General features: G+C 31.2%; 14 protein-coding genes. 5 read left to right on the top strand and 9 right to left on the bottom strand.

Features of this window, described 5'->3' with window-relative positions:
• Window positions 1–296: 296 nt before the first annotated feature.
• Entirely contained in the window at window positions 297–701 is a 405-nt protein-coding gene (locus B0A75_RS17205) for a glyoxalase (protein WP_089055501.1), read from the bottom strand.
• A 69-nt stretch (window positions 702–770) separates the two neighbouring features.
• Here B0A75_RS17205 and B0A75_RS17200 point away from each other — a divergent pair, with 69 nt between their 5' ends.
• Complete coding sequence (locus B0A75_RS17200; protein ID WP_089055500.1) at window positions 771–1,154, top strand: acyl-CoA thioesterase; 384 nt, start codon at window positions 771–773, stop codon at window positions 1,152–1,154.
• Between the two features lie 89 nt (window positions 1,155–1,243).
• The gene (locus B0A75_RS17195) at window positions 1,244–1,669 is read left to right on the top strand and encodes a hypothetical protein (RefSeq protein ID WP_089055499.1); all 426 of its coding nucleotides are present in this window, start codon (window positions 1,244–1,246) and stop codon (window positions 1,667–1,669) included.
• 30 nt (window positions 1,670–1,699) lie between these two features.
• Here B0A75_RS17195 and B0A75_RS17190 read toward each other — a convergent pair whose 3' ends face one another.
• Together B0A75_RS17190 and B0A75_RS17185 are read right to left on the bottom strand one after the other, a co-directional pair.
• Window positions 1,700–2,143 (bottom strand): thiol-disulfide oxidoreductase DCC family protein, encoded by a 444-nt coding sequence (locus B0A75_RS17190; RefSeq protein ID WP_089055498.1) that lies wholly within the window; start codon window positions 2,141–2,143, stop codon window positions 1,700–1,702.
• A gap of 114 nt (window positions 2,144–2,257) precedes the next feature.
• Window positions 2,258–4,423, bottom strand: coding sequence for an endonuclease MutS2 (locus tag B0A75_RS17185; RefSeq protein ID WP_089055497.1), 2,166 nt, complete (start codon window positions 4,421–4,423; stop codon window positions 2,258–2,260).
• Between the two features lie 112 nt (window positions 4,424–4,535).
• Between B0A75_RS17185 and B0A75_RS17180 the strand changes: the two genes are divergently transcribed.
• Together B0A75_RS17180 and B0A75_RS17175 are read left to right on the top strand one after the other, a co-directional pair.
• Entirely contained in the window at window positions 4,536–4,889 is a 354-nt protein-coding gene (locus B0A75_RS17180) for a hypothetical protein (protein ID WP_089055496.1), read from the top strand.
• Between the two features lie 9 nt (window positions 4,890–4,898).
• A complete protein-coding gene (locus tag B0A75_RS17175; protein ID WP_089055495.1) occupies window positions 4,899–5,570 on the top strand; it encodes a uracil-DNA glycosylase in 672 nt (223 codons plus the stop codon).
• Window positions 5,571–5,728: 158 nt separating this feature from the next.
• Here the strand turns inward: B0A75_RS17175 and B0A75_RS17170 are convergent, their stop codons facing one another.
• The 6 genes from B0A75_RS17170 to porX all read right to left on the bottom strand — a co-directional run bounded on the left by B0A75_RS17170 (window position 5,729) and on the right by porX (window position 10,786).
• Complete coding sequence (locus B0A75_RS17170; RefSeq protein ID WP_089055494.1) at window positions 5,729–6,115, bottom strand: DUF4258 domain-containing protein; 387 nt, start codon at window positions 6,113–6,115, stop codon at window positions 5,729–5,731.
• Between the two features lie 36 nt (window positions 6,116–6,151).
• Window positions 6,152–7,351: an alanine dehydrogenase gene (locus B0A75_RS17165; RefSeq protein WP_089055493.1), complete on the bottom strand. Its 1,200-nt coding sequence runs from the start codon at window positions 7,349–7,351 to the stop codon at window positions 6,152–6,154.
• A gap of 84 nt (window positions 7,352–7,435) precedes the next feature.
• On the bottom strand, window positions 7,436–7,909 hold the full coding sequence (locus B0A75_RS17160; RefSeq protein ID WP_089055492.1) for a GNAT family N-acetyltransferase: 474 nt from the start codon (window positions 7,907–7,909) through the stop codon (window positions 7,436–7,438).
• An 18-nt stretch (window positions 7,910–7,927) separates the two neighbouring features.
• Complete coding sequence (locus B0A75_RS17155) at window positions 7,928–8,725, bottom strand: hypothetical protein (protein ID WP_123872390.1); 798 nt, start codon at window positions 8,723–8,725, stop codon at window positions 7,928–7,930.
• Window positions 8,722–9,132: a tRNA (adenosine(37)-N6)-threonylcarbamoyltransferase complex ATPase subunit type 1 TsaE gene (gene tsaE, locus B0A75_RS17150; RefSeq protein ID WP_089055599.1), complete on the bottom strand. Its 411-nt coding sequence runs from the start codon at window positions 9,130–9,132 to the stop codon at window positions 8,722–8,724. Before tsaE ends, B0A75_RS17155 begins: the two co-directional genes overlap by 4 nt.
• Before the next feature lie 100 nt (window positions 9,133–9,232).
• The gene (gene porX, locus B0A75_RS17145) at window positions 9,233–10,786 is read right to left on the bottom strand and encodes a T9SS response regulator signal transducer PorX (protein WP_089055490.1); all 1,554 of its coding nucleotides are present in this window, start codon (window positions 10,784–10,786) and stop codon (window positions 9,233–9,235) included.
• Between the two features lie 219 nt (window positions 10,787–11,005).
• On the opposite strand from porX, the gene B0A75_RS17140 reads away from it, so the two are divergent.
• Window positions 11,006–12,235, top strand: a complete 1,230-nt coding sequence (locus B0A75_RS17140) for an HD domain-containing protein (protein WP_089055489.1) — start codon at window positions 11,006–11,008, stop codon at window positions 12,233–12,235.
• The last annotated feature ends 4 nt before the right edge of the window (window positions 12,236–12,239 follow it).

Raw genomic sequence — 12,239 nt, 5'->3', positions numbered from 1 at the left:
TAATAATCTGGCTAAACCTGTTTTTTTATTCAAATGCTCTAATTGAAATACAACTAATAATGATTAAGCTGTATCGTAGAATCAATATTGTTCGTTGAAATTTGACTATTTAGTAAAAAAGCTCCAGCGGAGCATAATATTTATAGNNCTATAAATATTATGCTCCGCCGGAGCTTTCATAACAAGTGAAGAAATCAGTAATGGATGGGTATTCAATCAAAAAATCGTAACTGAATGACATTAGGCTTCAGGAAACGGACTAGGTATTGAAACTAATTACATCTGATGAATACTTATTAATTATTAGTTTCCATCTCAAACAACTGCACTTGACTTTTTAATCGGTCAATCAATAAATTCATCATACGTTTGTTTAAATCAGAAGAATTCTGGATATAAGTATCGTATTCTTCAATCGTAAAAAGTGCCATGACAATTCCTTTTAGAGAATTTCGAAACTTAATATCTTTTTGAATCGAATTTTCTATAGTTTGGAGTTTCTTTTCGATGGTGTACGAATAAAAATCGGCTTTGTTTTTATTTACATAATTAATAAAAACGGCTATAAATAAATCATTTTGAAGCTTTAAAATAGGTCTAATCGTTTGATTTTGAAATAACTCATCTGCCGAAGATTGAGCACTTACAGTTCCTAAAGTTTCGCCTCTGAATTCTTTTAAAAAAGTGTCTCTATCTGCCATGTTTTTTCTTTAAATTTATAAAAATTTCAAATACAAAAAACTCTATTTTTACTTTTATAAATTAAAATTATGCGATTTCATACCAGAAAGTGGGTTAAGCCCGAAGATTTAAATCCTAACGGAACTTTATTTGGAGGAAAATTATTAGCGTGGATAGATGAAGAGCTCGCGCTTTATACTATAATTCAGTTAGAAAATCCGAGAGTTGTAACCAAACATATGTCTGAAATTAATTTTAGAAGTTCTGCAAGACAAGGAGATATTGTCGAGATTGGGATTGACGTGGTTAAATTTGGGAATACTTCGGTAGTTTTAAAATGTGCAGTTAGAAATATGATGACGCGTGAAACCATTATTACAATCGATGAAACTACAATGGTAAATCTAGACGAAAATGGTAAACCTAGAGCTCACGGCAAAACTCAAATTGAGTTTGTAAAAGATCGTTTATAAATTATTTAAATCACTATAAATGATATAAGTAAACTACTTAACAAGTGAGTTGTGAATAATGTTAACTTATGTCAAAATAAATATATACTATGAATTTAAAATCACTTTTGTTTCTTTTTTCGGTTTTTACAATTATCGTTTCTTGTAATTCTAAGGAAGAAAAAACAGGTTACAAACAAGTTTTTTACCGTGCTGTTACTAATAATGATACCGCAATTTTGGTTTTAAATATAAGTGATAAACGTTTTTTTGGACGTTATGAAATATTGTATAATAAGATTGGTAAAGATTCTGGAGATGTGAGAGGCGATATAAAAGGAGATACGTTTAGGGGCGATTTTCATTTTATATCTAATGGAGGAAGCTGGAAAAGAGTTCCTTTGGCTTTTTTGCGAAAAGAAAATAAACTAGTTTTAGGAAGCGGTGTAGTGGGGACTTATATGAATCTTCCTTGCTTTTTGCCGGGAACTTTAAATTATAAAGACCCAAAATTCACTTTTGAAGAGGTTAAATAGTGAATTTAGTTTTTGATTTCAGGATGTTTTTTACAAAAACTTTGCTTTTAGTTCTGGCGTAGGAATCATGCAGCTTTCTTTTTTGCCATACCATTTGTAACGATTTGCCGCAATATAATCGTAAATGTAATTTCGAAGCTTTTCTGGAAGGATTTTAAAGATTGTCATTATACTGTATAAACCACCCAAATCTTCGGCAATTTCAATTACAGCGTTAGATTTATAATAATAAGCGACAGCAGGATGATACATAATTATGCTGTCAATTTTAGCTTGATCGACACCAATATAAGTACAAATTTCTTTTCCTAAGTCAGATTGTAAAGCCACAAAACGAAAAGTATCTTTTTTATCGTGTTTTATAATAAATTGAACGGCGCTGCTGCATAAATTGCAAACGCCGTCAAATAGTATTATTTTTTTGTTTTCTGCAGTTTTTTGAAGCAGCGAAACAATCTCACTCTGTTTTTCCATTTTATATATACGCTTCATTTCATCGTTTTCCGAATAAAGCTCTTATTTATCTAAAAAACCATTGAAGATCAAGAATCAAGTATTAATAAACAGCCATCAGCCACAAACCATCAACTATTTCTTAACAGCCTCAACAAGCTCTAATTCGTCTAAACTTACTTTTGAGGTAAAGATACCGTAGTTTACGGTTGCTTTATTTTTTTCGATAGAATCTATGCTTCCTACAGATCTTCCGTCGAGCATTCGAACTCTGTCGCCCACTTTTAAAACGGGTTTTGGTTTTTCGATAACGGGTTTGAGTTTCTTTTCCTTTTTCTCTTTTCTAATCTCTTCGACTTTCACAGAAACTTCTGCAATTACTTCTTTTTTCTTTTCAATAATTGCTTTGCTTTCTTTTGGAGTTGCTTTTTTACGTTTAGAGTTTTCGATTTCAACAATTTTTAAAAACTCACCAATAAGTTCTTTCTTGTTTTTATTGTTAAAGTACTTCTCCGCGATATCTTCTATTTTTTGACCAATGTAAATTGTTTTCTGATTGCTGTCGTATAATTCCTGATAGCTTTCTAGTTTTTGTTTGATTTTTACATTGATGTTTTCCATCTTTTTGCTTTCCTCACGTGCTCGAGTTTCTTCTTCTTTTAAATTTAAAGAAGTTTTCTCAAGCTTCGATCTTTCTTTTTGAAGTGTTGCAATGGTTTTGTCAAAGCGAACTTTTCCAACTTCAATTTTCTTCTTTGCACGGTTAATCAGCCCAAATGGGATTCCGTTTTTCTGAGCAACCTCAAAGGTAAACGAACTTCCTGCTTGTCCTAAAGCTAATTTATACATTGGTTCAAGCGATTTTTCATCAAACATCATATTTGCATTTGTAGCAAATGGCAATTCGTTTGCCAAAATTTTCAAATTCGAATAATGCGTTGTAATAATTCCGAATGCTTCACGATGGTAAAATTCCTCTAAGAAAATTTCGGCTAAAGCGCCTCCTAATTCGGGATCAGAACCTGTACCAAATTCGTCAATTAAAAACATAGTTTTCTTGTTGCACTTCTTCAAGAAATAATTCATGTTTTTTAATCTGTAGCTGTATGTACTTAGATGATTTTCGATAGATTGATTGTCTCCAATATCTGTTAAAATTCGATCAAACAAAAAGGTTTCGCTTCGCTCATGCACAGGAATCAACATTCCAGATTGCAGCATCAATTGCAGTAAACCTACTGTTTTTAATGAGATCGTTTTACCTCCGGCATTCGGACCAGAAATTACAATAATTCTATTTTCTTGTTTTAGTTCAATAGTCTGCGGATGCGTAACTTCGTTTTTTTGTTTGTTATTGAGATATAAAATTGGATGATAAGCTTCTCTAAAAAACAATCTTCTTTCTTCTGTAATCGTTGGTAAAATGGCATTAATTCGGTTAGCGTATTTTGCTTTTCCGGCAACAACATCAATATCACTCAGGAATTCTTGATATTCAATTAAAAGCGGTAAAAACGGACGAATTGAATTTGATAACTGTTTTAAAATTCGTGTGATTTCTTCTTTTTCTTCGTATTCTAAATTACTTAATTCACGCGAGTATTTTAAAGTCGCTTCTGGTTCGATGTAAGCAATACTTCCCGTTTTAGAACTTCCTAAAATAGAACCTTTTACTTTACGACGATACATAGCAAGAACCGCCAAAACGCGTCGATTTTGAACGAAACTTTCTTTAATATCGTCCAAATATCCTAAGCTGTTGTATTGTGTTAATGCAACACCAAAACTTTGGTTCACTTTTCCGCGGACTAAATTCATGCTCTGACGAATACTCAAAAGAGCAGGAGAGGCATTGTCTTTTATTTCCCCGTATTTGTCTACAATTGCATCAATTAAAGAAACAATGTCTTTTGTATATTCAACTCTTGAAGCTCTTGCATTTATATTGGGATAATAATCATCAAACTTTTTTAGAAAAGTAAGTAAGGTATTTGTTGTTGACGAAAGTGTGGCAATTTTTCTAAAACTTCCTACTTCTAGAAAACTGTCTTCGATTGCCAGAAATTTAATTTCATGTGTTATCGCATCAAATCCGTGATTTGGGAGCGCATTATTGTTTTGAAAAGAAGAAACGTACTCTGAAGTTTGCATTAAAGCCTGCATCAATGTTTCTTTATCTCTAAAAGGTGTTATTTGTAAAGCTTTTTCTTTTCCAATATCTGTGTTACAGCCATCCGAAATAGTTTCGAGCACTGTTGGAAATTGTAAATCTTGTAATGTTTTTTCGGTAATAGATATCATTATATATCGTAAATTGTAAGGTTTCAAAGTTACAAAGTTTTAAAAACTAAATAGTACTATTGATTAGTAGTTTGAAAAAAACTTTGCGTAATTTGTGATAAAATTTTAATTGATGAAAAAGAAATTAGTTGATTATGATGATAATTTAGTTTTTGGAATTATTAGAAATAATATCTTGAATGGAAAATTAGAATATAAAAAGGCGAAAGTTTTTGTAAATGGTTCAGATATAGATTTTAAGAATGAGATTAATACAGATCCATATGTAATAAAAGTAGATGTTGCTGGTTTCGACGAAGAGTTGATAAAGGAAGCAGTTGTTAAAATGTCAAAAAGTTCCTTTATTGAAGGTGATGGTTTTAGTTTTTCTGCTTCTATATCTTCTGCATGGTGCAAAGAAGAAAGCTGGTTGGAAATTAATATACCACACTTTTTATTTTATATTATTTTTGATTTTAACTTATAATTTATTGGAATGAAAATTAATTTATCTCAAGATTGGCAGGATGTTTTAAAAGACGAGATTCAAAAACCTTATTTTTCTATATTAATGGAGGCTTTAGATGTTGAGTATAAAACGCATACTTGTTATCCTCCGGCTGAGTTGATTTTTTCAGCTTTTAATAATTGCAGTTTTGCCGATTTGAAAATTGTAATCATTGGTCAAGATCCTTATCATGGAGAAGGAGAAGCCAATGGTTTGAGTTTTTCAGTAAATGATACAGTCAAAATTCCGCCGTCACTTCGTAATATTTTCAGAGAAATAAATACTGATCTTGATTCGATTTTTATGCCGTCATCAGGAAATCTTGAAAAATGGGCAAAGCAGGGAATTTTACTTCTAAATGCTTCACTGACTGTTCGTAAAGATAGTCCAAATAGTCACAAACATTTGAAATGGAATCTCTTTACAGATGCTGTAATTCAGGCTGTTTCTGACCAAAAAGAAAATGTTGTTTTTCTGTTATGGGGAAGTTTTGCTCAGAAAAAAGGATTAAAAATAGATCGCTCTAAACATTATATTTTAGAATCAGGCCATCCGTCTCCTATGAGTGCCAATCAAGGAAAATGGTTTGGGAATAAGCATTTCAGTAAAACAAATGCTTTTCTAAAATCAAAAGGGATTAAAGAAATAGAATGGTTTTAAAGCTCTAATTACACAGATTAACACGAGTTTTTTTACAATTTTGTCATTTCGACGAAGGAGAAATCTCCGTAAGGAACTAGTATTAAAGAGCCAATCTTTGTCGAGCTTCTCATGAAGATTTCTCCTTCGTCGAAATGACAAAGTGTTCCTGTTATATGCTATTTATCTGTAGGTTTCTTTGTTATTTCTTCTAAAACCGCTTTCTTTTCGTAGTTTACTACTTTTAGAATAATCTCTTGATTTTTAGCTGTTTTTCCTTCAATAATGTATATTTTTCCGTTTTTGAACGGAACATTACTTTGGTCAAAATCTACATCGCCATACGTCAATGTGTTTTTTACATCGGCAGTATCAACCCATTTTTCATTTAAAGTCTGAACGGCTTTATCAGAATATTGAAAAGGTTTTGTTCTTAAATCATTTAAAACTCTGGCATTTGGGAAATAGTTGCAACGAGTATCTTTACCACTAAAAATAAGGGCTACAACAAAACAACCCATTACTAAACCAATCAAATAATATGCAAAACGGTGTACGAACTTCATGAAATAAAATTTTTGCAAAGGTACATTAAAGTTCCTTTAAAATACAAGTAAATTAATATCGTTGTCTGGCAGATCAAACCAGTCGCCAATTGCTTTATTTGTTAGAATTCCATGATATAAATAAATTCCGTTTTTAAGTCCTTTGTTACATCTAATAGCACTCTCTAATCCGCCGTCTTCAGCAATTTGATGAAGGTAAGGAGATAGTATGTTACTTATTGATAATGAAGCAGTTTTAGAATATCGAGAAGGGATATTTGGTACACAATAATGCAAAACATTATTTTTAATAAAAGTAGGCTTCTCGTGTGTTGTTACTTCAGAACTTTCAAAGCAGCCGCCAGTATCAATACTTACATCAACAATAACAGCACCTTTTTTCATGTGTTCGACCATCGTTTCAGTAACAATAATCGGGCAGCGTTCTTTACCACGCATGGCACCAATGGCAACATCACAACGGCGTAATGCTTTTAATAATGCCTTTTGTTGAATGGTAGATGTAAAAATACGCTGACTTAAATTATTCTGCAGTCGGCGTAATTTAGTGATAGAATTATCAAATACTTTTACATTTGCACCTAACCCTATTGCGGTTTTTGCAGCAAATTCGCCAACAGTTCCCGCTCCTAAAATAACTACTTCGGTTGGAGGAACGCCGGTAATGTTTCCAAATAACAGTCCTTTACCAAATTCAGTTGTAATCATTAATTCGGCAGCGATGAGTATTGAAGCAGTTCCAGCAATCTCGCTTAAAGATTTTACAGCAGGATAAGTGCCGTCTTCGTCTTTAATATATTCAAAAGCTAATGCTGTAATCTTTTTTTGTGCTAAAGCTTCAAAATAAGATCTTTTTTTTGTTTTTAATTGAATTGCCGAAATGATAATAGTTTCTGGATTTATCATTTCAATTTCGGCTAAAGTAGGTGGTTCTACTTTTAATAAAAGCGGACAACCGAAAACTCTTTTAGTATCTTTAGTGATTTCTGCGCCAGCATCAGAATATTCTTTGTCTGTATAACTTGAACTTTCTCCTGCGCCAGATTCTATCATTACACGATGACCTTCATAGGTTAGGGAGTTTACTGCATCTGGAGTCAGGCAGATACGCCTTTCCTGATAGCTGGTTTCTTTTGGAATTCCTATAAAAAGTTCTCTTTTAAAACGACCAACCTCAAGTTTTTCTTCTTGTGGAATTAATTGTTGCTTTGTAAATGGAGTTAAGGTAATTGACATGAGTTATGCAAAAAATTAAGAGTACAAATTACGTAAAAAGTTTTAGAATTAGTGTAAAAATTCTGCTAATACTAAGGTCAAATGTTAAGATATTATTTTCTCCATTTTAATGTCGGCTCTTTTGTAAACCCCTGCTTCTAAAGGGATTTCTGCGAAACCAAATTTTTTATACAAATGAATTGCAGGAAGTAAAGTTGTATTAGAGTATAAAAAGAGTTTTTTTATGTCATTTTCTTTCGCAATATCGATACAATGTTCAAGTAGTTTATTGCCAATTCCTAATCCTTGTGCAGTATCAGAAACAGCCATTTTGCTTAGTTCAAATGTTGAATCGTCAACTTTTAGTAAAGAAACTGTTCCAATAATTTCGTCGTTGTATTTTGCGTAGAAAATCATTCCGCCTTTGTCGATAATTTCTTCCTGCGGATTTGAAAGCGTTATTTTGTCTTTTTCTTCAACTTTAAAATATTTGGTTAGCCAAGCTATATTTAAAGTTTTAATGTGCTCTTTTAAATCGGGAGAAAAAGGGATTATTTTTACGATATTTTGAGAATTCATTTTAAAAATTTGATAAAATTATTCTTTGTATTTTATTTCTCGTTTTACAACAGTTGAAATTGATTCACTGTTAGCACTAAAGTTTTTTTTGATTCTTTTAGTCCAATTTCCTTTTTTGTCGTACTTGTATTCAAAAGTGATTAAAACTTTATTTGAAGAAAGAGGCCAAAACATTTTTGTAATATCTCCAAACTCATTCTTTTCAATTATATATTTCGGGTTATAGTATTCTGTTTTATTTAAAACTATTTCATTGTTATAATTGTACACTTTGTAATTATATGTATTTGTTTTGTAATTGTAATCGGCAGTTTCTTTAGATTGAATTTCATTGTTAGAATTGATGGAGGTTATTCTAACAGGAGATTGCAACGAATCCATATCTACAATTGTTTTAGCTTTGATCATCGAATTGTTATCTAAAAAGTTTAAAATTTTGAAATGATCAGTTATCTCGTATTTTATATGTTGTTTGTCATTTTTTACATATGGACTAAAAAAATTGACTTTCATTTCTATAATTCTTTTTTCTTCATTTAAAACATATTCAAAAACAGATTTTAATTCTTCATTTTTGAATAATTTTCCACTGATGATTGTATCAGATGAGTAATTGAAAATCCATTTATTTACATAAGTTTCATTTTTTAAATAATTGGTTTCAGATGCGATAACTCTTTCAATATTTTTTTCTTTAACTTTATACAAATCATCAGTTCTGGGTTTATTCATTAATTCTGATGGAATAGAAGTCTGTGAAAATAAGCTTGATATATTTAAAGTAAAAAATAGAATTATAAGTTTTTGGCTTCTCATAGAACCAATTCTAAGTTTCGTTTTCCATCTGCCAACAACTCAATTGTAATAGTTGAAGTATTTTCAGGAAGAAGACTTGCAATTTTTTCAGACCATTCTATAAAACACCAGTTTCCAGAATATAAATAATCATCTACGCCCATGTCGAGTGCTTCTGTTTCTTTATTTAAGCGATAAAAGTCAAAATGATAAACAATTTGATTGTCAGAAGTATAATATTCGTTAACCAATGAAAAAGTTGGACTGCTCGTGGCATCTTTAACGCCTAAATTTTTGCATAACTGCTTGATTAAAGTAGTTTTTCCAACGCCCATTTCACCATTAAAAAGAATGATTTTTTTAGGATTTGAATCTAAAATTTGTTTTGCGGCTTCTTGAATTTGATCTAAAGAAAAAACGATGTTCATTGCTATGTTATTTTTGCCACGAATTTCACGAATTTTCACGAATTAAAATTTACTTTTTTTACATAAAATAAAAATTCGTGAAATTCGAGGCGATATTTTTTTATTTCGGGTTAAATACCAAAAACGGAATAATCATTTCTTCTAACGAAATACCGCCGTGCTGATAGGTGTTTTTATAATAACTTACATAATGATTGTAGTTGTTTACGTAAGCCAGAAAAAAATCATTTTTGGCAAAAATAAACGAACTACTCATGTTTATGGCAGGTAAACCAATTGTTTTCGGCTCCTTTACTACATAAACATCTTTTTGTTCATAAGTTAAGCTGCGACCCGTTTTATAGCGTAAATTTAGACTTGTATTTTTATCACCCACAACTTTCGATGGGTTTTTTACATTTATGGTTCCGTGATCTGTTGTTAGAATTAATTTAAAACCTAAAAGTTGTGCCTGCTGAATAATTTCTAATAACGGAGAATTTTTGAACCAGCTTAATGTTAAGGAACGATACGCTTTATCATCTGATGCCAGCTCTTTTACAACTTCCATTTCTGTTTTGGCGTGCGACAACATATCTACAAAGTTGTAAACTACTGTAACTAAATCATTTGTTTTTAAAGCCTTGAAGTTTTCTGCTAGTTTTTTACCGCCGGCATAATTGGTGATTTTAAAATAGTCTTCTTTAATATTTAAACCCAAACGTTTTAATTGTGCCGATAAAAATTCTGCTTCATACAGGTTTTTTCCACCGTCTTCGACATCGTTTTTCCAATATTGCGGAAATTGTTTTTCCATATCCAAAGGCATTAAACCTGAGAAAATAGCATTTCTTGCATATTGAGTTGCAGTTGGCAGAATTGAAAAATATGGAACTTCTTTTTCTAATTTGTAATAGTTAGAAATTACAGTTTCAAATGATTTCCATTGATCATATCGAAGGTTGTCGATTACAACAAATAAAATAGGTTTGTCTTTCTTTTTAAGTTCTGGAACAACTAATTCTTTAAATAAGTTGTGAGACTGAATAGGTTTGTCGGCTTTTGGAGCAAACCAATCTTCGTAATTTCGTTCAATAAATTTTCCAAATTGTGAATTGGCTTCTACTTTTTGAGATTCCAGAATTTCAATCATCGCTTGATCGTTGATGTTTTCTAGTTTTAATTCCCAAAAAAGCAGCTTTTTATAAAGCTCAACCCAGTCTTCATACGAATTAACCATTGCTAATTCCATCGAAATTTTTCTGAATTCTTTTTGATAATCTAAAGTGGTTTTCTCTGAAATCAATCTTGAATCGTCTAGATTTTTCTTTAAACTCAGTAAAATCTGATTTGGATTTACAGGCTTAATCAAATAATCGGCAATTTTAGATCCAATTGCTTCTTCCATTAGGTATTCTTCTTCACTTTTGGTGATCATAATCATAGGAATAGCTGATTTTTTCTCTTTCATTTCAGAAAGCGTTTCCAAGCCACTCATTCCAGGCATATTTTCATCTAAAAAAACGATATCAAAATTGTCTTCTTCAAATAAAGCAATTGCGTCAAGACCATTGTTACAGGTTGTTACAGCATAATTCTTTTTTTCAAGGAATAATATATGTGGCTTTAAAAGATCGATTTCATCATCGACCCAAAGTATTTTTATTTTGTCCATAAACGATTAATTTTAATGCAATTTAGAAGTATAGAACTTAAAAAGTATTAAAAATAGTATAAAATTAGGAATGTTAAATATAAATTAATTCTACTGTAATTTTTGTCTTTCCTTAAAGATTAAGAAAATACTGATGTTAAATGTCGATATTTTAAATTAAAAACTAAAACCTGTTTATAGTTAATTACTTATATTTGTTGACCAAAAAATAGCCAACTAGTGACTCATTATAACAAGCTTAAAATATTCAACGACCCTATTTACGGGTTTATCTCTATCCCGAACGAACTTATTTATGATTTAATTCAGCATCCGTATTTTCAGCGTTTGCGTCGTATTTCGCAAATGGGAATGTCGTATTTGGTTTATCCAGGAGCAAATCACACCCGTTTTCATCATGCTCTTGGCTGTATGCATTTAATGCAGAAAGCTGTTGATACGCTTAGATTTAAAGGTGTTGCGATTTCTGGAGAAGAAGAAAGTGCATTGTATATTGCAATTTTACTGCATGACATTGGACACGGACCATTTTCGCATGCTATGGAAAAAAGTATTGTGGAAGATGTAAATCATGAGGCTATTTCACTGTTATTCATGAATCAGTTAAATGATGAATTTGACGGAAAATTAAGTTTAGCCATTCAAGTTTTTAAAGGAGATTATCATCGAAAGTTCATGCTTCAATTGATTTCAAGTCAGTTGGATATGGATCGAATGGATTATCTAAAACGCGACAGTTTTTATACTGGTGTTGCTGAAGGGAATGTTAACTCTGAACGTTTAATTCAGATGATGAATGTGGTTGACGGTGTTTTGGTAATTGAAGAAAAAGGGATTTATTCAGTAGAGAAATTTTTACTTTCAAGAAGATTGATGTATTGGCAGGCTTACTTGCATAAAACAAGTTTGGTGGCTGAGCTGATTTTGATGAAAGTTTTAAAAAGAGCAAAAGAATTGACTTTAAAAGGAGTTAAACTGCCTTGCAGTGAACCGCTTTTGTATTTCATGCAAAATAAAATTACAATTGAAGATTTTGATGCAGAGAAATTGGATCTATTTTCTCAATTAGATGATTTTGATATTATCAGTGCGCTTAAAGCTTGGCAGAAACAGGATGATTTTATTCTTTCTACTTTAAGTAAAATGCTTATCAACAGAGATTTATTGAAGATAAAACTGAGCGCAGAGAAAATTCCGATGGAAGAATCACAATCTTTAAAAGAAGAATTTGCTGAAGAACATCATATTTCACAGTTAGAAGCAGGTTACTTTATATTTAGAGGAAAAATTAAGAATCAGGCTTACAGTAAAGAAGCGGAACCGATTCGAATTTTGAAAAAAGACAAAACAATTGAAGATGTTGTAGAAGCCTCTGATCAGTTGAATTTGAAATCGTTATCTAAATTGGTGACAAAATATTACATCTGTTTTCCAAAACAACTTATCTAAAATT

It is taken from the genome of Flavobacterium oncorhynchi (assembly GCF_002217355.1).
GTDB lineage: Bacteria > Bacteroidota > Bacteroidia > Flavobacteriales > Flavobacteriaceae > Flavobacterium > Flavobacterium oncorhynchi.
Note: the sequence above shows the minus strand (reverse complement) of the source record. Positions and strands in the feature narration are given on the sequence as shown.

Bases quoted from the DNA above. Each gene is read 5' to 3' on its own strand.
- B0A75_RS17160 (WP_089055492.1), bottom strand. From the start codon at position 7,909: ATGAATTCTCAAAATATCGTAAAAATAATCCCTTTTTCTCCCGATTTA.
- B0A75_RS17185 (WP_089055497.1), bottom strand. From the start codon at position 4,423: ATGATATCTATTACCGAAAAAACATTACAAGATTTACAATTTCCAACA.
- B0A75_RS17195 (WP_089055499.1), top strand. From the start codon at position 1,244: ATGAATTTAAAATCACTTTTGTTTCTTTTTTCGGTTTTTACAATTATC.
- B0A75_RS17175 (WP_089055495.1), top strand. From the start codon at position 4,899: ATGAAAATTAATTTATCTCAAGATTGGCAGGATGTTTTAAAAGACGAG.
- B0A75_RS17180 (WP_089055496.1), top strand. From the start codon at position 4,536: ATGAAAAAGAAATTAGTTGATTATGATGATAATTTAGTTTTTGGAATT.
- B0A75_RS17170 (WP_089055494.1), bottom strand. From the start codon at position 6,115: ATGAAGTTCGTACACCGTTTTGCATATTATTTGATTGGTTTAGTAATG.
- tsaE (WP_089055599.1), bottom strand. From the start codon at position 9,132: ATGAACATCGTTTTTTCTTTAGATCAAATTCAAGAAGCCGCAAAACAA.
- B0A75_RS17190 (WP_089055498.1), bottom strand. From the start codon at position 2,143: ATGGAAAAACAGAGTGAGATTGTTTCGCTGCTTCAAAAAACTGCAGAA.
- porX (WP_089055490.1), bottom strand. From the start codon at position 10,786: ATGGACAAAATAAAAATACTTTGGGTCGATGATGAAATCGATCTTTTA.
- B0A75_RS17155 (WP_123872390.1), bottom strand. From the start codon at position 8,725: ATGAGAAGCCAAAAACTTATAATTCTATTTTTTACTTTAAATATATCA.
- B0A75_RS17205 (WP_089055501.1), bottom strand. From the start codon at position 701: ATGGCAGATAGAGACACTTTTTTAAAAGAATTCAGAGGCGAAACTTTA.
- B0A75_RS17200 (WP_089055500.1), top strand. From the start codon at position 771: ATGCGATTTCATACCAGAAAGTGGGTTAAGCCCGAAGATTTAAATCCT.
- B0A75_RS17165 (WP_089055493.1), bottom strand. From the start codon at position 7,351: ATGTCAATTACCTTAACTCCATTTACAAAGCAACAATTAATTCCACAA.